Annotated in this window: 24 protein-coding genes; 17 read left to right on the top strand and 7 right to left on the bottom strand. The window is 63.8% G+C overall.

The genetic code is table 11. The annotated features are described in order from the left end of the window. Nucleotides 1–151 precede the first annotated feature (151 nt). The 4 genes from D3F03_RS08950 (at nt 152) to folE2 (ending at nt 3,327) form a co-directional block, all read left to right on the top strand. Nucleotides 152–745 carry a ferritin-like domain-containing protein gene (locus D3F03_RS08950; RefSeq protein ID WP_119109025.1) on the top strand — a complete coding sequence of 198 codons (594 nt, stop codon included), beginning with the start codon at nt 152–154 and terminating at the stop codon, nt 743–745. Beyond that, nucleotides 742–1,152 (top strand): c-type cytochrome, encoded by a 411-nt coding sequence (locus D3F03_RS08945; RefSeq protein WP_119109024.1) that lies wholly within the window; start codon nt 742–744, stop codon nt 1,150–1,152. The genes D3F03_RS08950 and D3F03_RS08945 overlap by 4 nt, the downstream gene beginning before the upstream one ends. A gap of 83 nt (nt 1,153–1,235) precedes the next feature. After that, the gene (locus tag D3F03_RS08940) at nt 1,236–2,468 is read left to right on the top strand and encodes a c-type cytochrome (protein WP_119109023.1); all 1,233 of its coding nucleotides are present in this window, start codon (nt 1,236–1,238) and stop codon (nt 2,466–2,468) included. Between the two features lie 19 nt (nt 2,469–2,487). Beyond that, nucleotides 2,488–3,327: a GTP cyclohydrolase FolE2 gene (gene folE2, locus D3F03_RS08935; RefSeq protein ID WP_119109022.1), complete on the top strand. Its 840-nt coding sequence runs from the start codon at nt 2,488–2,490 to the stop codon at nt 3,325–3,327. A gap of 22 nt (nt 3,328–3,349) precedes the next feature. Here the strand turns inward: folE2 and D3F03_RS08930 are convergent, their stop codons facing one another. After that, nucleotides 3,350–3,964 carry a YqiA/YcfP family alpha/beta fold hydrolase gene (locus tag D3F03_RS08930; RefSeq protein ID WP_119109021.1) on the bottom strand — a complete coding sequence of 205 codons (615 nt, stop codon included), beginning with the start codon at nt 3,962–3,964 and terminating at the stop codon, nt 3,350–3,352. Between the two features lie 32 nt (nt 3,965–3,996). Between D3F03_RS08930 and rodA the strand changes: the two genes are divergently transcribed. The 6 genes from rodA (at nt 3,997) to D3F03_RS08900 (ending at nt 9,440) form a co-directional block, all read left to right on the top strand. Further along, nucleotides 3,997–5,157, top strand: coding sequence for a rod shape-determining protein RodA (gene rodA / locus D3F03_RS08925; RefSeq protein WP_119109020.1), 1,161 nt, complete (start codon nt 3,997–3,999; stop codon nt 5,155–5,157). A 95-nt stretch (nt 5,158–5,252) separates the two neighbouring features. After that, nucleotides 5,253–5,588 (top strand): YegP family protein, encoded by a 336-nt coding sequence (locus D3F03_RS08920; protein WP_119109019.1) that lies wholly within the window; start codon nt 5,253–5,255, stop codon nt 5,586–5,588. A 60-nt stretch (nt 5,589–5,648) separates the two neighbouring features. Then, nucleotides 5,649–7,133 carry a metalloprotease TldD gene (gene tldD / locus D3F03_RS08915; RefSeq protein ID WP_119109018.1) on the top strand — a complete coding sequence of 495 codons (1,485 nt, stop codon included), beginning with the start codon at nt 5,649–5,651 and terminating at the stop codon, nt 7,131–7,133. 45 nt (nt 7,134–7,178) lie between these two features. Continuing rightward, on the top strand, nt 7,179–7,733 hold the full coding sequence (locus D3F03_RS08910; protein ID WP_119109017.1) for a hypothetical protein: 555 nt from the start codon (nt 7,179–7,181) through the stop codon (nt 7,731–7,733). 202 nt (nt 7,734–7,935) lie between these two features. Beyond that, on the top strand, nt 7,936–9,066 hold the full coding sequence (locus D3F03_RS08905) for a 3-deoxy-7-phosphoheptulonate synthase (protein ID WP_119109016.1): 1,131 nt from the start codon (nt 7,936–7,938) through the stop codon (nt 9,064–9,066). 62 nt (nt 9,067–9,128) lie between these two features. After that, nucleotides 9,129–9,440 carry a hypothetical protein gene (locus D3F03_RS08900; protein ID WP_119109015.1) on the top strand — a complete coding sequence of 104 codons (312 nt, stop codon included), beginning with the start codon at nt 9,129–9,131 and terminating at the stop codon, nt 9,438–9,440. Between the two features lie 79 nt (nt 9,441–9,519). Here D3F03_RS08900 and mpl read toward each other — a convergent pair whose 3' ends face one another. Further along, a complete protein-coding gene (mpl, locus tag D3F03_RS08895) occupies nt 9,520–10,938 on the bottom strand; it encodes a UDP-N-acetylmuramate:L-alanyl-gamma-D-glutamyl-meso-diaminopimelate ligase (protein WP_119109014.1) in 1,419 nt (472 codons plus the stop codon). A 169-nt stretch (nt 10,939–11,107) separates the two neighbouring features. On the opposite strand from mpl, the gene D3F03_RS08890 reads away from it, so the two are divergent. The 7 genes from D3F03_RS08890 (at nt 11,108) to D3F03_RS08860 (ending at nt 17,725) form a co-directional block, all read left to right on the top strand. After that, nucleotides 11,108–11,713 (top strand): hypothetical protein, encoded by a 606-nt coding sequence (locus D3F03_RS08890; protein WP_119109013.1) that lies wholly within the window; start codon nt 11,108–11,110, stop codon nt 11,711–11,713. Next, the gene (locus D3F03_RS08885; protein ID WP_245960557.1) at nt 11,710–12,303 is read left to right on the top strand and encodes a TlpA family protein disulfide reductase; all 594 of its coding nucleotides are present in this window, start codon (nt 11,710–11,712) and stop codon (nt 12,301–12,303) included. Before D3F03_RS08890 ends, D3F03_RS08885 begins: the two co-directional genes overlap by 4 nt. 103 nt (nt 12,304–12,406) lie before the next feature. Continuing rightward, entirely contained in the window at nt 12,407–12,853 is a 447-nt protein-coding gene (gene accB / locus D3F03_RS08880; RefSeq protein ID WP_119109012.1) for an acetyl-CoA carboxylase biotin carboxyl carrier protein, read from the top strand. A gap of 47 nt (nt 12,854–12,900) precedes the next feature. Then, a complete protein-coding gene (gene accC / locus D3F03_RS08875; RefSeq protein ID WP_119109011.1) occupies nt 12,901–14,250 on the top strand; it encodes an acetyl-CoA carboxylase biotin carboxylase subunit in 1,350 nt (449 codons plus the stop codon). Nucleotides 14,251–14,277: 27 nt separating this feature from the next. Then, nucleotides 14,278–15,165 (top strand): 50S ribosomal protein L11 methyltransferase, encoded by an 888-nt coding sequence (gene prmA / locus D3F03_RS08870; protein ID WP_119109473.1) that lies wholly within the window; start codon nt 14,278–14,280, stop codon nt 15,163–15,165. A gap of 37 nt (nt 15,166–15,202) precedes the next feature. Further along, nucleotides 15,203–16,795, top strand: coding sequence for a DUF3426 domain-containing protein (locus tag D3F03_RS08865; RefSeq protein WP_119109010.1), 1,593 nt, complete (start codon nt 15,203–15,205; stop codon nt 16,793–16,795). A gap of 27 nt (nt 16,796–16,822) precedes the next feature. Then, nucleotides 16,823–17,725, top strand: a complete 903-nt coding sequence (locus D3F03_RS08860; RefSeq protein ID WP_119109009.1) for a carbohydrate kinase family protein — start codon at nt 16,823–16,825, stop codon at nt 17,723–17,725. Between the two features lie 52 nt (nt 17,726–17,777). Here the strand turns inward: D3F03_RS08860 and D3F03_RS08855 are convergent, their stop codons facing one another. The 5 genes from D3F03_RS08855 to D3F03_RS08835 all read right to left on the bottom strand — a co-directional run bounded on the left by D3F03_RS08855 (nt 17,778) and on the right by D3F03_RS08835 (nt 25,071). Continuing rightward, nucleotides 17,778–18,377: a histone gene (locus D3F03_RS08855; RefSeq protein ID WP_119109472.1), complete on the bottom strand. Its 600-nt coding sequence runs from the start codon at nt 18,375–18,377 to the stop codon at nt 17,778–17,780. A 196-nt stretch (nt 18,378–18,573) separates the two neighbouring features. Next, nucleotides 18,574–19,749: a ribonucleotide-diphosphate reductase subunit beta gene (locus D3F03_RS08850; protein ID WP_119109008.1), complete on the bottom strand. Its 1,176-nt coding sequence runs from the start codon at nt 19,747–19,749 to the stop codon at nt 18,574–18,576. Between the two features lie 121 nt (nt 19,750–19,870). Beyond that, a complete protein-coding gene (locus D3F03_RS08845; protein WP_119109007.1) occupies nt 19,871–22,759 on the bottom strand; it encodes a ribonucleoside-diphosphate reductase subunit alpha in 2,889 nt (962 codons plus the stop codon). Nucleotides 22,760–23,036: 277 nt separating this feature from the next. Further along, nucleotides 23,037–23,615 carry a 1,6-anhydro-N-acetylmuramyl-L-alanine amidase AmpD gene (ampD, locus tag D3F03_RS08840; RefSeq protein WP_119109006.1) on the bottom strand — a complete coding sequence of 193 codons (579 nt, stop codon included), beginning with the start codon at nt 23,613–23,615 and terminating at the stop codon, nt 23,037–23,039. Continuing rightward, nucleotides 23,605–25,071: a sigma-54-dependent transcriptional regulator gene (locus D3F03_RS08835; RefSeq protein ID WP_119109005.1), complete on the bottom strand. Its 1,467-nt coding sequence runs from the start codon at nt 25,069–25,071 to the stop codon at nt 23,605–23,607. The genes ampD and D3F03_RS08835 overlap by 11 nt, the downstream gene beginning before the upstream one ends. Between the last annotated feature and the right edge of the window lies 1 nt (nt 25,072).

Raw genomic sequence — 25,072 nt, 5'->3', positions numbered from 1 at the left:
CGCGGCCAAAACACCCCTCTGGCGACCCCGTCCTGTCTGGCCGTACCGCGCGTACGGCCTGCAGCGCTGCGCCTGACCAGAGCCACCTTGTTCAAATTTGCCGGCCGTTCCAGATGCCGGCGCAACGGTTCATCAACCCACGGAGAAAACCATGAAGAACCCTTCCATTTACGTCCCCTCGCAGGCCTTGTTTCTCTCGCGCCGCCGCGCCATGTCGGCATCCGGTGCCGCCGTGCTGTCGGCCAGCGCCGTGGCCTTGCTGGGCGGGCGCGACGCGCTGGCCGCCGGTGCCAAGGTGAGCGCCCAGGAGCTGGAGGCCGATGTGCGCATCCTCAATACCGCCCTTGGCGCGGAGTTGGAGGCGGTAGCGGCCTACCAGGTGGGCGCGGAGAGCGGCCTGCTGAGCAAGGCGGTGCTGCCGGTGGCGGTCGCGTTCCAGGGGCACCACAAGGAGCATGCGGCGGCCATTGCCAGCACGGTGCAAAAACTCGGCGGCAAGCCCGTGGTGGCCAAGGAGAAATACCACTTCCCCGTGGAAAAACTCAAGGTGGAGGCCGACGTGCTGCGCTTCGCGGCGGGTCTGGAGCGCGGCGCCATCTCGGCCTACCTGGGCGCCGTGCCCCTGTTCGCCGACCGTGCGCTGGCGCAGGTCGCCGCGAGCATCCTGGGCGACGAGGCCATGCACTGGGCCGTGCTGCGCCAGGTCCTGGGTGAGGCTCCCGTGCCTTCGGCCTTCATGTCATGAAGTCGCGCCGGCTTGTCGTGGCGCTGGGGCTGGCGGGCGGCCTGCTCGCCGCCGGTGCCCATGCGGCGCCGGATGCCGCAGCGCTGGCGCGCGGTGAGCAGGTGTACGCGCGCTGCGCCGCCTGCCACGCCATCGAGGGCAACCGCACCGGTCCGCAGCACTGCGGGTTGTTCGGGCGCCATGCTGGCACCGCGCCCGGCTACGACGCGTATTCCAAGGCCATGCGGGAGAGCCCGTGGGTGTGGGATGAGAAGACGCTCAACGTTTTCTTGAAAGATCCGATGAAGGCGTTGCCTGGAACCACCATGGGCTATGCCGGGGTGAAGGACGCCGTCGAGCGGTCGGACCTGATCGCCTGGCTGAAGGAGGCCACGCAGCCCGGCGCGGCGTGCAAGCCCGTTCCTTAGTGCTGCCGCAAGCGCAAGGGTCGATCCGGCATGCAGCCGCGCCGCTGGGATGCTGGAATCCATAAACAATGAGGAGAAGAGACATGAAACATGCAGGTGGTTGGGCACGCCGCTCGTCGGTGTGGCGTCTTGCAGGAGCTATCAGTGTGATCGCAGTGGCTGTCGTCGCCTGCGGTGGGGGCGCTGCGGTCGATGGCCCGGATGCCGCCCAGGCGGCGTTGGCTGCGCAGGGGCGGGACATCTTCCGCTACGACACGTTCGGCGATGAGGCCCAATGGACCGACGCGCTCGGGCTGCACGAGGTCATTGCGGCGGCAGTTGATCCCGTCACCGCCTTGTCCGTCGGACTCAAGGTGGATGCCGAGGCGCTGCCCGCTGCCGTGGTGGCAGGCATCCAGGACGGCAGCGTGGACCTGAAGGATCCAGCCACCACGGTGGCGCTGCTCAAGCTCAATGCAGTGGTTGGCGTCCGAGGGACCGTGGAGACGGTCAACGGAGTGGACAAGCTCGTTCGCGTCGGCATCACCTGCGCCCTGTGCCACTCGACGGTGGATAACTCCTTTGCCAAGGGCATTGGCAAGCGCCTGGACGGCTGGCCCAACCGCGACCTCAATCCGGGGGCGATCATCGCCTTGTCTCCGGCCGTGGATGCGGCAACGAAGGCCGCACTCAACAGCTGGGGGCCGGGCAAGTTTGACCCGCGCCACAACATCGATGGCCTGAGCAAGCCGGTCGTCATTCCGCCCGCCTATGGCTTGGCGGGTATCCACCGGATCACGTTCACCGGCGATGGTGAGGACATCGCCTACTGGAACCGCTACGTGGCCGTGGCCGAAATGGGCGGGCTCGGCACGGTCTTGGAGCCGCGCCTGAACCTGAGCGTCACCCATGGCAGCGAGGACCTGGTGAGCTCCAAACTGCCTGCGCTGCAGGCGTACCAGCTCACGCTCCAGGCGCCGCCGGCACCCGTGGGAAGTTTTGACCCCGCCGCCGCCACGCGGGGCCGGGCCGTCTTCGAGGGGGCCGGAAAATGCGTGACCTGCCACAGCGGCAGCACTTTTACGGACGCAAACACCCGCCTGCATCCGCCGGCCGACTCGATGGCGGAACCCGAGAGTCCCAGCTATGCCGCTCGCTCCGCCACGCGCCAGTACCGCACCGCGCCCTTGAAGGGCGTTTGGCAGCATGCACCCTATTTCCACGATGGCTCGGCCGCCACGCTGGACGAGGTGGCGCAGACCTACAACACCCGGCTGGGCCTGGGGCTGAACGCGCAGGACGTGTCGGATCTGGCCCAGTACCTGAAATCGCTGTGACAGCGTGGAGAACCATTGAATGAATGCACCGGAAAAAAATAGGCTCCTGCCCGACATTCAGAGCAGTGCGGACGTTCGAGGCATCGAGATTGGTGCCGTGGGCATCCAGGGGCTGCGCTATCCCATCAAGGTGCGCAGCGGCGGCCGGGTCGCCGCAACCGTTGCGCAGTGGGCCATGACGGTGACCGTGCCGGCCACGGTCAAGGGTACGCACATGTCGCGGTTTGTCGAACTGCTGCAGGCGCAGTCGGATGCGCTGGATGCGGCGGGTTTCCGTGCCTTGCTTCGGGACATGCTGGGCCGGCTGAATGCGCAGGCCGGCACCATCGAAATGCGCTTTCCATGGTTCGTGGAAAAAACAGCGCCGGTCTCGGGCGTGCGCAGTCTGCTCGACCACGATGTCCAGTGGCGCGCGAGCGTCTCCGCACAGGGACAGCAGTCCCTGTGGCTGAAGGTGGTGGTTCCCGTGACGAGCCTGTGCCCGTGTTCCCGGGAAATATCGGTCTATGGGGCGCACAACCAACGCTCGCATGTCGCCATCGAGGTCGAGGTCCTGGATCCGATCGAGGTGGAGGATCTGATAGCCATTGCAGAACGCAGCAGTTCCTGCGAGGTGTATGGACTGCTCAAGCGTGCAGATGAAAAATACGTCACCGAGCGTGCCTATGAGAACCCGAAATTCGTGGAAGACATGGTGCGCGACGTGGCGGCGGCGCTCAACCAGGAGCGACGTGTAGGTGCCTACACGGTGGAAGTGGAAAATTTCGAGTCGATCCACAACCACAGCGCCTTTGCACGCATCGCCCGCCCTGCGGGGGCTGCTGTGGGAGTGCAGGTTCGGCATGGGGCTGGCAGCTGAACGTGCGCAGTGCCTGGCATGGTCAATCGGTGCCTGACGCGAGCTGCAGGAATCGTGCAATGGTCGCCAGGTGCGCGGGGAAATCACTCAGCGCATGGTCGCCACCTTCCAGCAGCGTCACCTGGGCTTGTGGGTAGCGCGCCAGCATTTCGTGCCAGTCCAGCACTTCGTCGCCCTTGGCGATGATGGCCAGTTGGCGCGCCGCTGGGGGCTGGCTTTGCACGTCGAGTGCGCGCAACTCATCGACAAATTCCGGTGCGAAATAGAAATGCTCGGCCGGGTCGTGCCAGCTGGCCTGGTCGCCGATGTGGCGTGCCAGATCGCGCGCCGGGTCTACCGCCGGGTTCAGCAGCACGCTGGGGCAACGGCACTGCTGCGCCACCCAACTGGCGTAGTAGCCGCCCAGCGAGGAGCCGATCACCGCCATGCTGGCGCGGGGCCAGGCGGCGATGCCGGCGCAAAGCATCTCCACCGCCGCGCGCGGTGAAGGCGGTAATTGGGGGCACCAAAATTGCACGCTGGGGTGCAGCCGCGCCACGTAAGCGGCCATCAGGCGGGCCTTGGCCGACTGGGGCGAAGACCTGAAGCCGTGCAAATAGAGCAGGTGGGTGGTGCTGGATGGATGTGCAGGAACCATGGGGCCATTGTCGCCCGCGATAATCGCGGCCCATGGAAACCACGATCAACAAGCCCACGCTGCCCGCGCGCATCCTGCCGCTGTTTCGCGGTTTCGACGGCTGGCTCATGGTGCTGGTGCTGGTACTGGCCGGGGCCGGCCTGCTGGCCATGTACTCCTCGGGCTACGACCACGGCACGCGCTTTGTCGACCATGCGCGCAACATGGTCATCGCGCTGGTGTTGCTGTTTGCCGTGGCACAGATTCCACCGCAGCGGCTGATGGCGTTTGCGCCCCCCTTGTACGCGGTGGGGGTGCTGCTGCTGGTGGCGGTAGCGGTCGCCGGTATTACCAAGAAAGGGGCGCAGCGCTGGATCGACCTGGGGGTGGTGATTCAGCCGAGCGAGCTCTTGAAGATCGGCATGCCCCTGATGCTGGCTTGGTGGTTCCAGAAGCGCGAAGGCCAGTTGCGCGCACTGGATTTCGCGGTAGCCGGCCTGCTGCTCGCGGTGCCGGTGGGGCTCATCATGAAGCAGCCCGATCTGGGGACCTCGCTGCTGGTGCTGGCGGCTGGGCTTTCGGTGATTTTCTTCGCGGGCTTGTCCTGGAAGCTGGTGCTGCCCCCCATGCTGCTGATCGTCGTAGGGATCGTGCTGATCGTGGGTTTTGAGTCCCAGATTTGTGCCGAGGGTGTGCGCTGGCCGGTGTTGCACGACTACCAGCAGCAGCGCATCTGCACGCTGCTCGATCCGACGCGTGACCCGCTGGGCAAGGGATTTCACATCATCCAGGGCATGATTGCCATTGGTTCGGGCGGGCCCTTTGGCAAGGGATTCATGGCCGGCACGCAGACGCACCTGGAGTTCATTCCCGAGCGCACGACCGATTTCATCTTTGCCGCCTTTTCCGAGGAGTTCGGCCTGGTGGGCAACCTGGTGCTGATCGTTTGCTTTTTGCTGCTGGTTTGGCGGGGGCTGGCCATCGCGATGCATGCGGGAACCTTGTTTTCACGGCTCATGGCGGGTGCTGTGGCCATGATTTTCTTCACCTACGCCTTCGTCAATATGGGCATGGTGAGTGGTATCTTGCCTGTGGTGGGCGTGCCGCTGCCGTTTGTCAGCTACGGCGGCACGGCCATGGTCACGCTGGGGCTGGCGCTGGGCATTCTCAACTCCATCGTGCGTGCGCAGCGCGACGCTGCGCAGGGGCGTTGACGCCGCTGCCGGCTGGCCGGGGCGTTGCCACAGCGGCGCGCAGCAGGTACAACGGGGGGCCAAGCCTTTTTGGCGCACTTTCCAGGAGACCTTGCATGGCCGCAAAGTACGAGTTGAAAAAAACCCGCAACGACAAGTTTGTGTTCAACCTGGTCGCGACCAATGGCCAAGTGGTGCTGACCAGCGAAATGTACGAGTCCAAGGCCAGCGCGCTCAATGGCATCGAATCCGTGCGCAAGAACGGGCCAGACGATGCGCGCTATGGCCGCCTCTCGGCCAAAGACGGCTCGCCCTATTTCACGCTCAAGGCCGGCAATGGCCAGGTCATCGGCCAGAGCCAGATGTATTCGGGCGCCAAGGCGCGCGACGGCGGCATCGCCGCGGTGCAGGGCAATGCCGCCGATGCGGTGCTGGACGACCAGACGCTCTGACCGGCGCCGCCGATGCGGTTGCGGGAAGCGGCCAAGGTGCCAGCGCCCTAAAATGGCCCGATGAGCACCCGCACCCCCCTTGCCGCCGCCCACACCACCAGCACCCGCGAGCGCATCGCCCTCGCCTCTGGCCTGCTGCTGTCGCCTTTTGGACTCGATGAAAGCCATTTGGCGCGCGCACTCGCCGAGATTCGCGCGCACCGCGTGGACGACGCCGACCTGTATTTCCAGACCACGCGCAGCGAAGGCTGGAGCCTGGAGGAGGGCATCGTCAAGACGGGGTCGTTCTCCATCGACCAGGGCGTCGGCGTGCGCGCCGTCAGTGGCGAGAAGACGGCGTTTGCGTACTCCGACGACATTTCCGAGGCCTCTTTGCTCGACGCGGCCAGAACCGTGCGGTCTATTTCGAGCGCACGGCAAGAGGGGCGGGCGCGAGTAGCTTCTAGGAAGATAGCTAAAAGCCGTGCACTGTATGGCTCGACCGACCCCATCTCCACGCTCGGCAGCGCCGACAAGGTGGCGCTCCTGGAGCGTGCCGAGCAGCGCGCCCGTGCCAAGGACCCGCGTGTGGCGCAGGTCATGGCGGGCTTGGCGAGCGAATACGACGTGGTGCTGGTGGCGCGCGCCGACGGCACGCTGGCGGCCGACGTGCGCCCGCTGGTGCGTCTGTCGGTCACCGTGATCGCCGAGCAGAACGGCCGGCGCGAAATGGGCTCGGCCGGCGGCGGTGGGCGCTTTGGTCTGGCGTATTTCGACGACGCGCAGATTGCGCAGTACGTGGACGAGGCGGTGAACGCCGCCCTGGTCAACCTCGAATCGCGCCCGGCGCCGGCCGGCGAGATGACCGTGGTGCTCGGCCCCGGCTGGCCGGGCATCCTGCTGCACGAAGCCATCGGCCACGGGCTGGAGGGCGATTTCAACCGCAAGGGGTCGAGCGCCTTCAGCGGCCGCATCGGCCAGCGCGTGGCGGCCAAGGGCGTCACGGTGCTGGACGATGGCACGATTGCCGAGCGCCGCGGCTCGCTCAATGTGGACGACGAAGGCAACACCAGCGGGCGCAACGTGCTGATCGAAGACGGCATTCTCAAGGGCTATATCCAGGATTCGCTCAACGCGCGCCTCATGGGCGTGGCGCCCACCGGCAACGGCCGGCGCGAGAGCTACGCCCATGTGCCCATGCCGCGCATGACCAATACCTACATGCTGGGCGGCGACAAAGACCCGCAGGAGATCGTCGCCAGCATCAAGAAAGGCCTGTACGCCACCAACTTTGGCGGCGGGCAGGTGGACATCACCTCGGGCAAGTTCGTGTTCTCGGCGAGCGAAGCGTTCTGGGTGGAGAACGGCAAGATTCAATACCCGGTCAAGGGCGCCACCATCGTTGGCAGCGGGCCTGAATCGCTCAAACGCGTCACCATGATCGGCAACGACATGCGGCTCGACAGCGGCGTCGGCACGTGCGGCAAGGAAGGCCAAAGCGTTCCCGTGGGCGTGGGCCAGCCCACGCTGCGGATCGACGGGCTCACGGTGGGCGGTACGGCGTAGGCGGTACCTGCTTTTCTCTGCGTGGGCACTCGCGCACAATGGGCCATGCCGAGCACCCGCACCCGGTCGCAATTCACCGTCCAGTCCTTTGGCGACGTCAGCCGTTTCCTGCGCTCGGGGGTGGCCGATGAGGACTCACGCCAGCTGCGCGACAGTATCGGGGCGCTGGCGCAAAGGATTGACGAGGCCATCCGGGTGCGGCGCACCGCCCCCGTCAAGGCGGCTGCTGCCGACACTGCCGAAATCACCCGCCAGGCCGCTGAACTCGCCAAATGCGTGCGCGAGCACCAGTTCTTTGTCACCGGCCTGGGTTCGGCCTGGCATGCGCTGTACGAGATGGGGGCCTACCAGAGTGCGCTGCGCGGCCTGCGCCGGGCAGCTGACGCCTGGCATGCCGCATTGGTGGAGCGTACCCCCAAAGAGAGCGCGGCCTTCGATCGCATCGAACTGACCGCCTGGCGCACGCTGGGCGAAGGCCTGATGCTGATCGACATGTACGAGCAGAGTGAAAGCGCCCACAGCGAGCCGGCCGATGCGCCACCTGTGCGTCCCGTGGGCTGGCAGCGCGTGCTCGCCTGGCTGCGCGGGAGCAGGCGTTAGGAACGGCGCCTATCCGCTGTGCTACATTGCAGCCCATGTTTTCGCGCGCTGTTTTTTACTTTTGGTTCTGGTTCTCTGTCCTAGGCGGATGAGAGGCAAGCGCGCAAGCACCTGAACACTTCCCACCCAACCGCCGACGCTGCAAAGCCCGGCGGTTTTTTGTTTTTCAGTCCTTTGTTTCAACCTTTCCGGAAAGAAGCCCATGACCGCAGCAGCTGCACACCCTTCCAGCGATGCCTGGTACCGAAGCGTCGAGAAAACCAGCCAGACCGACGACGAACGCATCAAGGAAATCACCGTGTTGCCACCCCCAGAGCATTTGATCCGCTTCTTCCCGATTCGCGGCACCAAGGTGGAAAACCTCATCACCCGCACCAGGCGCAACATCCACGACATCATGATCGGCAAGGACGACCGCCTGCTGGTGGTCATCGGCCCGTGCTCGATCCACAACCCGGCGGCGGCGCTGGAATACGCCCACCGCCTGCAGGCAGCGCGCGAACAGTACAAGGACACGCTGGAGATCGTGATGCGGGTGTATTTCGAGAAACCGCGCACCACGGTGGGTTGGAAAGGCCTGATCAACGACCCTTATCTGGACGAGAGCTACCGCATTGACGAAGGCCTGCGCATTGCTCGCCAGCTGCTCATCGAGATCAACCGCCTGGGCGTGCCCGCCGGCAGCGAGTTTCTCGACGTGATCTCGCCCCAGTACATCGCCGACCTGATCAGCTGGGGCGCCATTGGTGCGCGCACGACCGAGAGCCAGGTGCACCGGGAGCTGGCCTCGGGCCTCTCGGCCCCCATTGGTTTCAAGAACGGCACCGACGGCAACATCCGCATCGCCACCGACGCCATCCAGTCCGCCGGGCGCGGGCACCACTTCCTGTCGGTGCACAAGAACGGCCAAGTGGCGATTGTCGACACCAAGGGCAACAAGGATTGCCACGTCATCCTGCGCGGCGGAAAAACGCCGAACTACGACGCCGCCAGTGTGGCCGCCGCCTGCAAAGACCTGGCCGCCGCCAAGCTCACCCCGGCCCTCATGGTCGATTGCAGCCATGCCAACAGCAGCAAGCAGTACGAGCGCCAACAGGACGTGGCGCGCGATATTGCGGCCCAGGTGGCGGGCGGCTCGCATTGCGTGTTCGGCGTGATGATCGAAAGCCACCTGGTGGCGGGCGCGCAAAAGTTCACCCCCGGCAAGGACGACCCCGCCACACTCACCCACGGCCAGAGCATTACCGATGCGTGTCTGGGCTGGGAGGCGTCGCTTGCCACGCTGGGGGAACTCTCGGCCGCGGTCACCGCCCGGCGCAAGGCGGCGGTGTAAGCTTGCCGGTGTGGGGCCGGGCAAGCGCCCGGCCTGTCCATCTTCAAAAAGAAAGGCCCGCCATGCACAGCGAAGTGTCGGTCAGCGCAGACCGCAACCAGGAATTCCGTGTTGACCTCGAAGGCGCCGATGCCATGCCGCAGGACGAAGCCCGCCGCTGGCTGGACGACGAATTCATACGCCTCGAATGCGAGCCCTTGCGTGCCAGTGGGAAGGTGCTGCTGGCCGACAAGGTGCTGGCGGTGGCGCGGGCGGCAGAGCATGGCCTGCTGTCGGATGCCGAGTGGCTCAAGAGTTTTGCCCGCGCCACCAACGGCGCACTGGCCAAACCGGTGGTGCGCATCGATTTGCAGGCCATGGCGATCAGCTACTGACCGCTACGTAAAAGTTCAAGCAAAAAAGGCCTATAGCGCTTAGCCAGTAAGCGTTAACAGCTATCAAATAAATAGCATTTTAGGCTGCCAGCGCCTGCAATAGCTGCGCGTGCACGCCGCCAAAAGCGCCGTTGCTCATGCACACGATGTGGTCGCCGGGCTGCGCCACTTGGACGATTTGGGCGAGCAGCGTGGCGATGTCGGGTGCTGTCTGGGCGCGCCGGCCCGGCCCGACGCCCAGCGGCGCCAGGGCGGCGGCCGCGTCCCAATCGAGGCCGGCGGTGTGGCAAAACGCCAGGTCGGCGCTCTCCAGTGCCCAGGGGAGCTGCGTCTTCATCGTGCCCAGCTTCATGGTGTTGCTGCGCGGCTCGAACGCGGCGAGGATGCGCACTTTCGGCCCTATGCTGCGCCGCAGGCCATCGAGCGTGGTGCGGATGGCGGTGGGGTGGTGGGCGAAGTCGTCGTACACCGTGATGCCGCGCACCACCCCGCGCACTTCCATGCGCCGGCGTACGTTCTGAAAAGTCTGCAGCGCCTCTGCCGCCGCCGCTGGCGCCACGCCCACATGGGCAGCAGCCGCGATGGCTGCCAAGGCGTTGAGCTGGTTGTGCACGCCCGTCAGCGCCCAGTGCACGCTGGCCACGCGCTTGCCGTGCAGCAGCACGTCGAAGGCACCGGGTTCGCCATTCGCGCTCCAGTCGCTCACCGCGCTGCCAAAGCTGGCCACCTCGCTCCAGCAGCCGGCGTGCAGCACGCGCGCCAGACTCTCTTCCAGCCCATTGACGACCACGCAGCCAGAGCTGGGCACCGTGCGCACCAAATGGTGAAATTGGCGCTCAATGGCGGCAAGATCGTCAAAGATGTCGGCGTGGTCGAATTCCAGATTGTTCAGCACGGCGGTGCGCGGCCGGTAGTGCACGAATTTGCTGCGCTTGTCGAAAAAGGCGGTGTCGTACTCGTCGGCCTCGATGACGAAAAGCGGCGCGGCGCCCGGCGCGCCCGGCGCGCCTGGCCGCTGGGCGGCGCCCAGGCGCGCTGAAACGCCGAAATTGAGCGGCACGCCGCCCACCAGAAAGCCAGGCGCCAAGCCAGCGGACTCCAAGATCCACGCCAGCATGGAGGTGGTCGTGGTCTTGCCATGCGTGCCAGCCACGGCCAGCACGTGGCGCCCGGCCAGCACCTGCTCGCTGAGCCACTGCGGGCCGCTGGTGTAGCGTGCGCCGGCGTCGAGAATGGCCTCCATCAAGGGGAACTTTGGCGTTCCGTCGGCAAGCCGTGCGCGGCTGACGACGTTGCCGACCACGAAGACGTCGGGTTCGAGAGCTAGCTGGTCGGCACCAAAGCCCTCGATCAGGTCGATGCCCAGCGCCCGCAGCTGGTCGCTCATGGGAGGGTAGACGCCTGCGTCACAGCCCGTGACGCGGTGGCCGGCAGCGCGTGCGAGCGCGGCGAGCCCGCCCATGAAGGTGCCGCAAATGCCCAGAATGTGAATATGCATGCCTGCAATTCTAGAAGGCGCGGGGGAGCGCAGAGAAATGAAAATTGTATGAAAAATGGCATCTAGCGCTTATGTGGTAAGCGCCATAAGCTATAGTTTTGATAGTAAATTTTGGGCGGTACAAAACCCTGGGGCGTACCTTGGCCGCGCTCGGGGCGACAATGGCGGTATGTATGTCGCGTCGTCCGGACTGTCTGTGGAAATTGCCCGCACTGCCGCCCGCATGGTGGTGGAGGACGGCGTGGAGCTGGGCCGCGCCAAGCGGCGCGCGGCGCAGCAGTTGGGCGCCGCACCGCGCACGCCCCTGCCCGACACGGCGCTGGTTGAGGAGGCCATCCGGGAGCACATCGCCCTGTTTTGCGCCGATACCCAGCCTGGTGAACTCCGCGCCTTGCGCGAACTTGCATTGTTGTGGATGGAGCGCCTGCAGGCGTTTCGCCCCTACGTGGGCGGTGCGGTATGGAGCGGCACAGCCACACGCCATGTTGACATTTACCTGCAGTTGTTTTGCGATGACCCAAAATCTGCCGAAATTGCGCTGATAGACCAGGGCGTGGCCTACGACGCCAGCACCGTGCAGGGGCTGCACGGGCGCCCGGTGGAGGCACTCAGCGTCGCCACTTTCAGCGAGGCACTGGGCGAGCGGGTCGGGGTTCATCTGTTGGTCTATGACCACGACGACCTGCGCGGCGCGCTGCGCCCGGGCGAGGGCGGCCGAACGCCGCGCGGCGATGCGGCGGCCTTGCGAAAACTATTGCTGGAGCACCCCGAGTGACCGATTCAGAACCTTCTTCTGCCGTACCCGCCGCGCCTGACGCGCTGCGCCGCCGCCTGTTGTACGCGGGGGTGGCTGGCGGCGCAGCGCTTGCCGGCGCGGGCTGGGCCTGGTGGCGCTTGCAGCCGCACGCCGAGACGGCCGCCGCACAGGCCAGCGATGCGGCCTTCTTTGCCCAGTCTTTTGAAACGCCGGAGGGTGCGCCGTTGTCCGCGCAGGCGTTTCGCGGCAAACCGTTGCTGCTCAATTTCTGGGCGACCTGGTGCCCACCCTGCATTGCGGAATTGCCTTTGCTGAACCAGTTCTTTCAAGAGCACCAGGCGCAGGGGTGGCAGATTCTGGGCCTGGCGGTAGACCAGCCTTCGGCCGTGCGCAAGTTCCTTGAGCGCCGGCCCGTCAGTTTTCCCATCGGCATGGCGGGTTTGGGCGGGACTGAGCTTTCGCGCTCCCTTGGCAATCTTGCGGGCGGCTTGCCCTTCACGGTCGTGTTTGCTGCCGATGGCCGGGTGCTGCACCGTAAAATAGGGCAAATCAAGCCGCAAGAGCTCGTTGACTGGGTGGCCAAAGGCGCCGTCACCAGCCGTTCTTGATTCTGGCCGATGGCGCAAAAGAACGAAATTGCCCGAAGAACCCTGAGGTACGCGTAAATTGGAGTAAATTCGCGCCCTGTCAAGAATTTGCTCTGGAGCTTGCATGGACCTGCGAAAACTCAAAACCCTGATTGATCTGGTATCCGAATCCAACGTATCGGAACTGGAAATCACCGAGGCCGAAGGCAAGGTGCGCATTGTCAAAAGCGGCGGCCAGGTGCTGCAGCAAATGGTCCCGGCCGCAGCGATGGCTCCACAGGCGCCGACGCCTGTCGCGCCGGCTGTCGCCGAGCTTCCTGCGCCGGCGGAACCGAGCGGCCATGTGGTGAAGTCGCCCATGGTGGGGACCTTCTACCGGGCGTCCAGCCCTGGCGCCAAATCCTTTGTCGAGGTGGGCAGTGTGGTCAAGGAAGGCGAGACCATCTGCATTATCGAGGCCATGAAGATCTTGAACGAGATCGAAGCCGACAAGTCGGGCACCGTCACGCGCATTCTTGGCGAAAACGGACAGGCCGTGGAATATGGCCAGCCGCTTTTCATCATCGAGTAAGCGGTCTATGAGCATGCACGCAATGGCCCTGCGCCGAAAGGGCGCCTATGTTTAAGAAGATTCTGGTTGCCAACCGGGGAGAGATTGCCCTGCGTATTCAACGGGCCTGCTCCGAGTTGGGCGTCAAGGCCGTCATCGTCTATTCGGAGGCCGACCGGGACGCCAAGTACGTCAAGCTCGCCGAAGAAGCGGTGTGCATCGGTCCAGCGCCTTCTGCACTGAGCTACCTCAACATGCCGGCCATCATTTCCGCAGCGGAAGTGACCGACGCCGAAGCGATTCACCCTGGCTACGGTTTCCTGTCGGAGAACGCGGACTTTGCCGAGCGGGTGGAAAAGAGCGGTTTCCAGTTCATCGGCCCCAGCCCTGAGTCGATTCGCACCATGGGCGACAAGGTGTCGGCCAAGCAAGCCATGATCAAGGCAGGTGTGCCGTGTGTTCCAGGCTCGGAAGGTGAACTGCCTGAGGACCCGGTGCAGATCCGCCGCATTGCCAAAACCGTGGGCTACCCCGTCATCATCAAGGCGGCGGGCGGCGGCGGTGGGCGCGGCATGCGGGTGGTGCACACCGAAGCGGCACTGATCAATGCGGTGCAGATGACCAAGGCGGAGGCTGGGGCGGCCTTTGGCAACCCGGCGGTGTACATGGAGAAATTCCTCCAGAACCCGCGCCACATCGAAATTCAGATTCTGGCCGACAAACACCGCAATGCGGTGTACCTGGGCGAGCGCGACTGCTCCATGCAGCGGCGCCACCAGAAGGTGATCGAAGAGGCGCCCGCGCCTGGCATTCCGCGCAAGCTGATCGAACGCATCGGCGAGCGCTGTGTGGCCGCTGTCAAGAAGATCGGCTACCGGGGGGCGGGAACATTCGAGTTTCTGTACGAAGACGGCGAGTTCTACTTCATTGAGATGAATACGCGTGTCCAGGTCGAACACCCGGTGACCGAGTGGATCACCGGTGTGGATATCGTGCGCACGCAGATCATGGTGGCGGCCGGCGAGAAGTTGCCGTTCACGCAGCGCCAGATTCAAATTCGCGGCCATGCGATTGAGTGCCGCATCAACGCCGAAGACCCGTACAAATTCATTCCTTCGCCGGGGCGCGTCACGACCTGGCATGCACCGGGTGGTCCGGGCGTACGGGTGGATTCGCACATCTACACCAACTACTACGTACCGCCAAATTACGACTCGATGATCGGCAAGCTCATCGTGCACGGCGACACCCGCGAACAGGCGCTGGCGCGCATGCGCACGGCGCTGTCCGAGACGGTGATCGAAGGGATCAACACCAACGTGCCGCTGCACCGCGAGCTGATGGTGGACGCGAACTTCGTCACCGGTGGCACCAATATTCACTACCTGGAAGAGTGGCTGTCACAGCGCCAGCGCTGACGCCAGCCTGCAAAACACCCCATGAGCTTGCACGAACTGAGCCTGGCCTGCCCGCAAGAGCAGGTGGAATTGCTGAGCGATGCGCTGGAAGCCCTGGATGCGCTGTCCGTATCTGTGGAAGATGCCGATGCCCATACCGATGCCGAACAAGCCTTGTTTGGCGAGCCGGGCATGCCAGCACCGCGCAATGCCTGGGAGCGTAGCCGTGTCGTTGCGCTCTTTTCCGGCGCGCAGGCGGCTCAGGAAGCGCTTGCCTTGTTGCAAGCGCAGGATTTCTTCTCTGGCTGCCAGGTGCTGGGCGAAGCGCCTCTGGCAGAGCAGGATTGGGTGCGCCTGACCCAATCGCAGTTCACCCCTGTGGCAGTGACGCCCGAGTTCTGGATTGTTCCCACATGGCACGAACCCCCGGCCCAGGCCCGGCAGGTGATTCGCCTTGACCCAGGCTTGGCATTTGGCACCGGCACGCACCCCACCACGCGCATGTGCCTGCGCTGGATCGCCGCGCACGCAAATACCCCAGCCCTTGGCCGTGTGTTGGACTACGGTTGTGGCTCCGGGATCCTTGCGATCGGAGCGGCCAAGTTTGGTGCCACTGACATTGACGCCGTGGATATCGACACGGCGGCCGTGGAGTCCACGCGGTACAACGCGCAGGCCAATGGCGTGCAGCTGCGCAGCGGCTTGCCAGACACGGCCCAGGGGCTCTACGACACGGTACTGGCGAATATCCTGGCCACACCGCTGCGGGTGCTGGCGCCGTTGCTTTGCGCGCATGTGGCGCAAGGCGGGCATCTGGTGCTGGCAGGCATTCTTGAGCGCCAGGTGGCCGAGCTGCAGGAAGCCTATGCCCCCTGGCTGGCCCTTTCGGTTGCCGACAGTGAAGACGGGTGGGTGCTGATGACGGCCCAACGCTGACGCGGATCCGACGCGCCTTTTCTACAATCGGCAGCCGATGAGCCAGACCACCCGCTGCCCCGCCTGCCAGACACGCTTCAAGGTCGTTGCGGACCAACTGCGCATTTCCGATGGCTGGGTGCGCTGTGGCAATTGCAAGCAGGTATTCGATGCGTCGCTGTCGCTGCAGCCCGCAGCGCCCGAGGCGATGCTGCCCGACATGCCGCTGGACCAGTTGCGCGGGCCCGTGGCGCGCGTGGCACCCCCCGCACCGACTGCGCGAGCCTGGGGCAGCGCGGCTGCGGCGCGCCCTGCACCCCCACCACCTATTTCGCACGAGGACGATGGCGAAGCCGACGACGGTTTTGCGCAGACACGGTCCGGCACCCTGGACTCGCTGGCGGAAGATGCGGTGCCCGATGCCCCTGACCATGTGCCCTCGTTTCTGAAGGCGCCGATCCCCCCCGAACCTGATTTTCTTGTGCCCAATGCCCTGGGGCTCTCGGGGCAGCAGTTCGCACGCGGGCAAACGCAACCCCCTGTGTCCGTTTTCCCGCCGCCTTTTGGCGGGCGTGGGGAGGATGGCGCTGACGAAGCCGTATCGCGGGCCACTGGGGATGGCCCGTTGCCGCGTGCCACCGAGGATGCGGACTCGCAGCCGGCATCAGGATTTGGATTTTTGCATCCGGGCGGCTATGAGTTGCCAGCGGCGCAAGTGGACACCGGCGACAGCGACTGGCCCGCGCTATTTGACGACATGCCGAAGCTGGAGCCAAACGCTGAAGCTCAGGCGAATACTCCCCGTGGCGATACACCTGAACCCGATTTGGCGCATTTCATTGCCACACTTGCGCAAACGCCTGAGCTGGACAGCGCGGTGAATTCGGGTACAGACCCGGCGCCTGAAGTGATGGCTGCAGCGGTGCAGGAAGCGGCTTTGGCTGGGCCCCATGAGGCTCCGAGTGATGAAGGCGAGCCGGATTGGACCTTGGTGCAAGAGGGCTCTTCCGCTTCAATGGAGGAGGCCTTGCCGCTTCAGCCCGTTGTTCCCCTGGCGCAGAAGCGGCACATTGCGGTGCAGCGTGAAGCCGAAATCGCGGAGAGCGATGCACTGGAGGAGGCCACCGAACTGGATCAGGACCTGTCCTTCGTGCGCAGCGCGCGCCGACGGGCGTTCTGGTCTGGCAAGGGCGTGCGCGCGGGCTTGTCCTTGTTGGCCAGCGTGCTGTTGCTAGGGTTGGCTGGCCAGGTGGTGCTGCACGAGCGCGCGCGCGTGGCAGCAACCTGGCCGCAGAGCCGCAGTTTTCTCGAATCTGCTTGCGCCTATCTGCAATGTTCCGTGGGACTGAACCGCGACATCGGTGCAGTGCTGGTGGATGGCTCGTCGTTCAACCGTGCGCAGGGTGACCGGTACCAGTTTTCGCTGACACTGCGAAACCGCTCAGCCTTGCCTGTGGAAGCGCCGGCCATTGAATTGACGCTGACCGACGCACAAGATCAAACCGTGCTGCGACGCATCTTGCTGCCCGCTGAATTGGCGATCCCGAACCCGCTTGGGCCAGGCCAGGAATGGAGCACTATGGCGCCCATGACCCTTGGCCAAGGCGCTGCGCGCGTTGCGGGCTACCGCGTTCTGGCTTTTTATCCTTGAGGTTTCGACCTCGCACCTTGAGTTTTTATGGCAGTCCTGATTTGCGGTTCCCTGGCGTTTGACACCATCATGACTTTTGAAGGCCGGTTTGCCGACCAGATACTGGCGGAGCAGTTGCACATACTGAACGTCTCGTTTCTGGTGCCATCGCTGCGCCGGGATTTCGGTGGCTGCGCCGGCAATATTGCCTATAGCCTGAATCTGCTCGGCGGCAAGGCGCTGCCCATGGCGACTTTGGGAAGCGATGGCAGCGAGTATTTGCAACGGCTGGAAAAGCTGGGAATCGGCACGGATTTTGTTCGGCAGGTGGAGGACACCTACACCGCGCAAGCCATGATCATGACCGACATGGACAACAACCAGATCACCGCGTTTCACCCCGGCGCGATGATGCAAGCGCATCGCAACCGTGTTGAGAACGCGCCAGCGCATGGCATCACGCTGGGCATCGTGGCCCCAGACGGACGCGACGCCATGCTGGAGCATGCGGCCCAATTTCATGCTGCCGGTGTTCCCTTCGTATTTGACCCGGGCCAGGGCTTGCCGATGTTCTCTGGCGACGAGCTCAAGCACTTCGTGGATCTCGCCACCTGGGTGACGGTGAACGATTATGAGGCGCGCATGCTGTGTGAACGTACCGGCCTGGATTTCGCAGAACTGTCCTTGCGCGTCGAAGGGCTCGTGGTGACTTTGGGCGCTGCCGGCTGCGAGGTGTGGGTGGCTGGCACGAAAACGCTGGTACCACCAGTGAAAGCGCAGCAAGTGGTAGACCCCACGGGTTGCGGAGATGCCTGGCGCGGGGCCTTGCTGTTCGGTTTGGAACAAGGCTGGCCGTTGGTGCGCTGCGCGGCACTTGGCAGCCGCATGGGTGCACTAAAAATCGCTACGCGCGGGCCGCAAAATTACCAGTTGGATTTCACGCCCGCCTGAGCGGGGTAAAAAAAACCGGCGCAGAGCGCCGGTGGAAAAATCAAACGATTTCTCAGGGCTTAGAGCCTGTGGGAAAGGGCCATGCAGCTTGGGGGTTGAGCTGGGTCTTTGGTGTCGGCTCGGCGTTTCCCTTGGCTGCGGGCTTCGCAGCGGGCGATGCGGCCTGCTTTGCTGGCGCCTTGGCGGCCGGCTTCTTGGCACTCGCCGCCTTGACCGGTGCGGCCTTCTTGGCCGGAGCTGCCTTGACCGGGGCGGCCTTCTTGGCAGGAACGGCCTTCTTCGCTGGAGCAGCGGCCTTCTTTGCCGGTGCTGCCTTCTTCGTTGCGACGGCCTTCTTGGCTGGGGCAGCCTTCTTCGCCGCTACAGCCTTCTTGGCGGGTGCTGCTTTTTTGGCAGGAGCTGCCTTTTTCGTGGGCGCGGCAGCTTTCTTGGCGGGAGCGGCTTTCTTCGCGGGCGCAGCCTTCTTGGCCGGTGCAGCAGCTTTCTTCACCGGAGCGGCTTTCTTGGCAGGAGCTGCAGCCTTCTTGGCAGGCGCAGCCTTTTTCGCTACAGCCTTCGGGGCAGCAGCCTTCTTTACTGCTGCGGTCTTGGCAGGCGCAGCCTTCTTCTCAGGGGTTGCGGCCTTGGCGGCCGGCTTCTTCGCAGTTGCCATCATCTTCTCCTAGGGTCAATGAGCAAAGAGCACTCCACGCCTGCATGGGACACGGAGAGATTCAAGAGTCCGAAGCGACGCGCCAGACCCTGAATGGGGGTGCACTGCTCCGGCAGCCACGGTTGCGCGATCGCGCCCTGGGGCCAGAGGAGTGCAGGTAAAGTGTTCATTGAAGTGAAGGATGGCGAACTCGGGCTTAGTCCCAGGCGAGTGCCCCCCCTGATTGGTATTCAATGACGCGGGTTTCGAAGAAGTTGCGCTCCTTCTTCAGATCGATCATTTCGCTCATCCAGGGAAACGGGTTTTCTTCCTGGGAGAACAATTTACCCAAACCGATCTGTGAGGCGCGGCGGTTGCCGATGTGCCGCAGGTACCCTTTGAACATCGAAGCGTTCATGCCAAGCACGCCACGCGGCATGGTGTCCTCGGCGTAGCGGTATTCGAGTTCGACCGCCTTGTGGAACAGCGCCGCGATTTCTTCCTTGAAGGCAGCGGTCCAGAGATGCGGGTTTTCAAGCTTGATGGTGTTGACCAAGTCGATGCCGAAGTTGCAGTGCATGGACTCGTCGCGCAGGATGTACTGGTACTGCTCGGCTGCACCGGTCATCTTGTTCTGCCGTCCCAGCGCAAGAATCTGTGCGAAGCCGACGTAGAAGAACAGTCCCTCCATCAGGCAGGCGAACACAATCAGGGATTTGAGCAGCGCCTGGTCGGTCTCGGGTGTTCCGGTGCTGAACGACGGATTCATGATCACGTCGATGAACGGAATCAGGAATTCGTCCTTGGCGCGAATCGAGGGGACTTCGTTGTAGGCGTTGAAAATCTCGCCCTCGTCCAGCCCCAGTGATTCCACAATGTATTGGTAGGCGTGCGTGTGAATGGCCTCTTCGAACGCCTGGCGCAGCAGGAACTGGCGGCATTCCGGGGCCGTGATGTGCCGGTAGGTCCCAAGCACGATGTTGTTGGCCGCCAGTGAATCGGCGGTGACAAAAAAACCGAGGTTGCGTTTGACGATGCGGCGCTCGTCTTCGGTGAGGCCATTGGGGTCGCGCCACAACGCGATGTCGCGCGTCATGTTGATCTCTTGCGGCATCCAGTGGTTGGCACAACTGGCGAGGTATTTGTCCCACGCCCATTTGTATTTGAAGGGCACCAACTGGTTGACGTCCGTCTTGCCATTGATGATGCGCTTGTCGGTTGCGCTCACGCGACGGGCAGGATGCGCTGAGGTATCGACTGCAGCTTGTTTTGGCAGGGGCTGCTGAAGTTTGGAAACATCGAGCGGCGACGGGGCAGCCAGCGTTGCTTGGGGCACGACGCGATCAGTAGAAATTGGCGAGAGTGGTGTGACTTCTTCGTCCCAGGTCAGCATGGTTTTTCCAGTGCTCGCATTATGAGAGCACTGCTCCGAAATGAAAAGCGCGCAAGCGCGGCGCGACGCGGTTTTGTTGCTTCACTGCACAAGCCGCCGAGCGTGTGCGTGATGCACGTCTCTATTGGCAGGCTTCGCAGTCGGGGTTGTCGATGGCGCAGAACTGCACATCGCTTGCTGGAAGGGCTGCGGCTGCATGCGTTGGCTGCTGCAGTTGGCTGTCGACTGCGTTGTGGTGGCGCGAAGGCACGGTGCTCATTTCGACATGCGTGGCCGACTGGGTGCGCAGGTAGTAGGTGGTCTTGAGTCCTCGCACCCAGGCCAGCTTGTAGGTCTCGTCCAGCGTCTTGCCTGAGGCGCCCGCCATGTAGAGGTTCAGGCTCTGTGCCTGGTCGATCCACTTCTGGCGCCTGGCTGCGGCCTCGACCAGCCATCGGGGTGCGATCTCGAAGGCGGTCGCGTACAGCGCCTTGATCTCTGCGGGCACCCTGTCAATGGGCTGCAGTGAGCCCTTGAAGTGCTTGAGATCCATCAGCATCACTTCGTCCCAGATACCCGCCTGCTTGAGGTCGCGTACCAGCCCGTGGTTGATGATGGTGAACTCGCCCGACAGGTTCGATTTCACCGACAGATTGCCGAAGCATGGCTCGATAGAAGCGTCCACGCCGACGATGTTCGAGATGGTTGCCGTCGGCGCGATGGCCACGCAATTGGCGTTGCGCATGCCGTCACGCCTGATCTTGGCGCGCAGCGTGTCCCAATCGAGTTGTGATGAACGATCGACTTCGACATGGCCGCCGCGCGCCTGTGCAAGCAGTTCGAGCGAATCGAGCGGCAGGATGCCGCGGTCCCACAAAGAGCCTTTGAAGCTGCTGTAGCGACCACGCTCCGCGGCTAGGTTGCTCGATGCCTCGTAGGCGTAATAGCAGAGAGCCTCTGCCGACTGGTCGGCAAATGCGAGCGCCTCTTCTGACGCGTAGGGAATGCGCAGTGCATACAGCGCGTCCTGAAAACCCATCAGGCCCAGGCCTACAGGGCGGTGCCGGAGATTCGAATCGCGCGCTTTCTTGACCGCGTAGAAATTGATGTCGATGACGTTGTCGAGCATGCGCATCGCGGTCGCCACCGTTCGCTGCAGCTTGCCGTGATCCAGTGACAGGGCACCCTGGGCGCTGCGGCTCAGGTGGTTCAGCAGGTTGATCGACCCAAGATTGCAGACGGCAGTCTCGGAGTCGCTGGTGTTGAGTGTGATCTCGGTGCACAGGTTGCTCGAGTGCACGACGCCGACATGCTGTTGGGGTGAGCGCAGGTTGCAGGCATCCTTGAACGTGATCCAGGGATGCCCGGTCTCGAACAGCATGGTGAGCATTTTTCGCCACAGATCGGTCGCCTCGATGGTGCGTGAAGGTGTGATGTCACCACGCTGTGCACGCTCCTCGTACGCCAGGTATGCACGCTCGAACTCGGCGCCGAAGCAGTCGTGCAGATCGGGCACGTCAGACGGCGAAAACAGGGTCCAGCGTCCCTTTTCCAGGACCCGGCGCATGAACAGATCGGGAATCCAATTGGCGGTGTTCATGTCGTGCGTGCGCCGCCGGTCGTCGCCGGTGTTTTTGCGCAGTTCCAGGAATTCTTCAATATCCAGGTGCCAGGTTTCCAGGTAGGCGCACACGGCTCCTTTGCGCTTGCCTCCCTGGTTGACTGCGACCGCGGTGTCGTTCACGACTTTGAGGAACGGCACGACGCCCTGAGATTCTCCGTTCGTGCCCTTGATGTGGCTACCCAGGGCCCGTACCCGCGTCCAGTCGTTGCCCAGCCCTCCGGCGTACTTGGAAAGCAAGGCGTTTTCTTTGATCGATTCGTAGATGCCATCGAGATCATCGGGCACGGTGGTCAGGTAGCAACTCGAGAGTTGCGAGCGGCGCGTGCCACTGTTGAACAAGGTGGGCGTGCTCGACATGAAGTCAAAGGCCGACAGCAGTTCGTAGAACTCGATGGCGCGGGCTTCGCGATCGACTTCATTGAGAGCCAGCCCCATGGCGACCCGCATGAAAAAGGTCTGCGGCATTTCGATGCGGCGCTTGTGCACATGCAAGAAATAGCGGTCGTACAGCGTTTGCAGGCCCAGGTAGTCGAACTGGCGGTCGCGCTCGGGGCGCAATGCGTTGGCCAGTGGCGTCAGATCGAATTGCAGCAGGCGCTCGTCCAGCAAGCCTTGTTCCACGCCTTGGCGCAGCAAGGTGGGGAAGTGCTCGCGGTAGGCGGCGTCCAACGCTTCTGGGCTGACGTCGCGCCCCCATACTTCACGGCCAATGGTGTGCATGAGCAAGCGGGCCGTGACGTAGCTGTAATCCGGGTCCTTTTCAATCAGGGTGCGCGCGGCCAGGATCACGGCCTTGAAGACTTCATCCAGCGCAATGCCGTCGTAGAGGTTGCGCAACGTTTCCTGGACGATGGGGGCGGCTGCGACATGCTCACCCAGACCAGCGCAACTGGCCTCCACCAGTGCGTGCAGCCTGGCCAAGTCGAGTGGTGTGCGCTCCCCATTTTCGAGCACATGCAGCACTTCGGCCTCTGCATGGTGCACAGGAGTTGCTTGGTGCGAACGCTCCTGCGCGCGGCGCTCCCGGTACAGCACATAAGCGCGTGCCACTTCGTGGTGTTCGCCGCGCATCAGCCCCAGCTCGACCTGGTCTTGCACGTCTTCAATGTGAAAGGTGCCGCCGTTCGGACGCGAGCGCAGCAGGGCACGCACCACCGCTTGGGTGAGCCCATCCACGGCCTCGCGGATGCTGGCGGATGCAGCCCCTTGCGCGCCGTGCACGGCGAGAAATGCCTTCATCAATGCCACCGCGATTTTTTGCGGCTCAAACGGTACGACGGCACCGTTGCGACGAATCAGGTGGTGGTGGGCGTAATCCGCTGGTGGTGTGGGCGCCAATAGGTTGGCACCTTGCGCAGGAATTGCCGATCGGCGAAAAAATTCAGGGGGCTGGAGGGAGGAATGCATGGCGTTCCATTCAAAAAAAGAAAAAGACTGGGCGGCGGTAGGTGTGGGTGAATAACTATAGGTGGTGCAAAAAGTATTTGCAATACGCTACCTATAGTGTTTTTTTGGAATTTAATGGTGCATGCCATGCAGACATTTGTGCCAGCCCGCATGTGGCTTGGAGCGCGGGGGAAGAAGCAAGCTTGGCAGCCGTCTGCGAGCTGTTTGTGGCTCTCGGGCCGCGTTTGGATTGGAGCGTTGGCCTGGGCGCGGGCTATGTGGCCCGCGTGCGGCGTGCTCAGCGCAGCGGAAACTGAATGCTCGGCAGGCCCAGGCGGCTCTGAAATTGCACCCAGTCAAATGCCGCACCTGGGTCGGCCTTGCGCCCTGGTGCGATATGTTCATGCCCGGCTATGTGGGCAATGGGGTAGCGCTGCGCCAACGCGTGGCTCAGTTGCACCAGCGTGCCGTACTGCGCAGCCTCGAAGACTTCGCCCTCCAGGCCTTCGAGTTCAATGCCGATGGAGTCGTCGTTGCAATGGCTGCGGCCCCGGTAGCAGGACGCCCCCGCATGCCATGCGCGCTGGTCGCAGTCCACGAACTGAACCAGCGCGCCATCCCGGCGGACAAAGAAATGCGCTGAAACGCGCAGGCCGCGCAAGCGTTCGTAGTAGGGATGGGCGGTGCAGTCGAGGGTGCCGAGAAAGAGCGCCGCGACATCACCGCCGCCGTACTGCCCAGGCGGCAGGCTGATGGAATGCACCACCAGCAAATCCACCTGGGCGCCCGCCGGACGCGCATCGCAGTGTGGTGATGCCAGCGCATGCGCAGCTTGGTACCAGCCACCTTGCCACAAGGAGCTGTTCTCAGGCCTCATCGTCGCCTTGCGGGTCGCCAGGTGCCGCGATGTTGAGCCGCGCGATGCGGTAGCGAATCTGGCGCAGACTGATGCCCAGGCGAGCTGCCGTCGCCGTGCGGTTGAAATGGTTTTCTTGCAGCGCACGCACCAGAATGCAGCGCTCCTGCTGATCCAGCCAGGCCTGCAGATCCCGGGGGACCGGTTCCTGATCCGCCCGTGCTGCCGCAGGTGCTGTTTCCGTCGCGCCGGGGGTGGTGCCGGCCGGTAGGGGTTCGGTGACTGACGAGACTGCGCAGTCCACGTGCAGTTCATCGCCGTCGCCCAGGGCTACCGCGCGGTGCAGCAGGTTTTCCAGTTCGCGCACGTTGCCGGTGAGGGGGTGGGCCGCGATGGCCGCAACGGTCGCATCGGTAAGTTTGGGCGCGGGGATGCCGGATTCGTGGGCAATACGCGCCAGCAGGGCGCGGCACAGGTCAGGCAGGTCTTCGCGGCGTTCGCGCAGCGGAGGTATCACCACCTCGATGACGTTGAGCCGGTAATACAGATCCTGGCGAAAGCGCCCAGCCTGGACGTCGGCGGCGAGGTCGCGGTGGGTGGCGCTGACGATGCGCACATCGACCGGCTCCTCCTGCGTTGCGCCCAGCGACCGCACACTGCGTTCCTGGATGGCGCGCAGCAGCTTGGACTGCATGGCCAGCGGCAAGTCACCGATCTCGTCGAGAAAGAGCGTACCGCCTTGCGCGGCCTGGAAGTACCCCTGTCGATCCTGCGTAGCGCCGGTGTAGGAGCCTTTGCGCGCGCCGAAGAATTCGGCTTCCAGCAAAGCTTCCGGAATGGCGCCGCAGTTGACGGCGACCAGCGGGCCACCAGCCCGTTGGCTGCTTTCGTGCAAGGCTCTGGCAACCAGTTCTTTTCCCGTGCCAGATTCACCGCGTACCAGGACAGGCGCCATGCCACGTGCCACTTTGGCAATGCGTTGCTTGACGTTCTGCATGGTCTGGGATTGGCCTACCAGGCGATCAAGGGAGGTCGGGCCGCTGAGACCGTTGGGGCCGCCCGGCGCCGTACGTGTTTGCGCGGTTTTGGGCGCCAAGACGCTGTCCGTACCCTGGATCGCCGAGGCCACCACGGCGCGAAACTGCTTGAGATCCACCGGTTTGGTGAGGTAATCAAATGCACCGGCGCGCAGTGCTTCGACGGCGTTTTCAGCCGAGCCGTACGCTGTCATGACCAAACAGCGCTCCGGGCGTTGCTGTTTGCGCAGGTCGTGCAGCAATTCCATGCCAAATCCGTCGGGCAGGCGCATGTCGGTGATGACCACTTCGTACCGGTTTTGCGCCAGCAACTGGCGTGCCTCTGCAACATCGGCGGCTGTTTCGACACGGTAGCCCTCCCGCAACAGCGTCAGCTCGTAGAGCGTTCGCAGGTCGGGTTCGTCATCGACCACGAGGATGGAGGCGGGCTGGGAATGCATA

Source organism: Simplicispira hankyongi, from assembly GCF_003570885.1.
Taxonomy (GTDB): Bacteria; Pseudomonadota; Gammaproteobacteria; order Burkholderiales; family Burkholderiaceae_C; genus Simplicispira; species Simplicispira hankyongi.
This window is presented reverse-complemented; position numbering and strand designations above follow the sequence as displayed.

Excerpts from the sequence above, each read along its gene's own strand:
- D3F03_RS08950 (WP_119109025.1), top strand. The coding sequence starts at position 152 with ATGAAGAACCCTTCCATTTACGTCCCCTCGCAGGCCTTGTTTCTCTCG.
- D3F03_RS08945 (WP_119109024.1), top strand. The coding sequence starts at position 742 with ATGAAGTCGCGCCGGCTTGTCGTGGCGCTGGGGCTGGCGGGCGGCCTG.
- D3F03_RS08940 (WP_119109023.1), top strand. The coding sequence starts at position 1,236 with ATGAAACATGCAGGTGGTTGGGCACGCCGCTCGTCGGTGTGGCGTCTT.
- folE2 (WP_119109022.1), top strand. The coding sequence starts at position 2,488 with ATGAATGCACCGGAAAAAAATAGGCTCCTGCCCGACATTCAGAGCAGT.
- D3F03_RS08930 (WP_119109021.1), bottom strand. The coding sequence starts at position 3,964 with ATGGTTCCTGCACATCCATCCAGCACCACCCACCTGCTCTATTTGCAC.
- rodA (WP_119109020.1), top strand. The coding sequence starts at position 3,997 with ATGGAAACCACGATCAACAAGCCCACGCTGCCCGCGCGCATCCTGCCG.
- D3F03_RS08920 (WP_119109019.1), top strand. The coding sequence starts at position 5,253 with ATGGCCGCAAAGTACGAGTTGAAAAAAACCCGCAACGACAAGTTTGTG.
- tldD (WP_119109018.1), top strand. The coding sequence starts at position 5,649 with ATGAGCACCCGCACCCCCCTTGCCGCCGCCCACACCACCAGCACCCGC.
- D3F03_RS08910 (WP_119109017.1), top strand. The coding sequence starts at position 7,179 with ATGCCGAGCACCCGCACCCGGTCGCAATTCACCGTCCAGTCCTTTGGC.
- D3F03_RS08905 (WP_119109016.1), top strand. The coding sequence starts at position 7,936 with ATGACCGCAGCAGCTGCACACCCTTCCAGCGATGCCTGGTACCGAAGC.
- D3F03_RS08900 (WP_119109015.1), top strand. The coding sequence starts at position 9,129 with ATGCACAGCGAAGTGTCGGTCAGCGCAGACCGCAACCAGGAATTCCGT.
- mpl (WP_119109014.1), bottom strand. The coding sequence starts at position 10,938 with ATGCATATTCACATTCTGGGCATTTGCGGCACCTTCATGGGCGGGCTC.
- D3F03_RS08890 (WP_119109013.1), top strand. The coding sequence starts at position 11,108 with ATGTATGTCGCGTCGTCCGGACTGTCTGTGGAAATTGCCCGCACTGCC.
- accB (WP_119109012.1), top strand. The coding sequence starts at position 12,407 with ATGGACCTGCGAAAACTCAAAACCCTGATTGATCTGGTATCCGAATCC.
- accC (WP_119109011.1), top strand. The coding sequence starts at position 12,901 with ATGTTTAAGAAGATTCTGGTTGCCAACCGGGGAGAGATTGCCCTGCGT.
- D3F03_RS08865 (WP_119109010.1), top strand. The coding sequence starts at position 15,203 with ATGAGCCAGACCACCCGCTGCCCCGCCTGCCAGACACGCTTCAAGGTC.
- D3F03_RS08860 (WP_119109009.1), top strand. The coding sequence starts at position 16,823 with ATGGCAGTCCTGATTTGCGGTTCCCTGGCGTTTGACACCATCATGACT.
- D3F03_RS08855 (WP_119109472.1), bottom strand. The coding sequence starts at position 18,377 with ATGGCAACTGCGAAGAAGCCGGCCGCCAAGGCCGCAACCCCTGAGAAG.
- D3F03_RS08850 (WP_119109008.1), bottom strand. The coding sequence starts at position 19,749 with ATGCTGACCTGGGACGAAGAAGTCACACCACTCTCGCCAATTTCTACT.
- D3F03_RS08845 (WP_119109007.1), bottom strand. The coding sequence starts at position 22,759 with ATGCATTCCTCCCTCCAGCCCCCTGAATTTTTTCGCCGATCGGCAATT.
- ampD (WP_119109006.1), bottom strand. The coding sequence starts at position 23,615 with ATGAGGCCTGAGAACAGCTCCTTGTGGCAAGGTGGCTGGTACCAAGCT.
- D3F03_RS08835 (WP_119109005.1), bottom strand. The coding sequence starts at position 25,071 with ATGCATTCCCAGCCCGCCTCCATCCTCGTGGTCGATGACGAACCCGAC.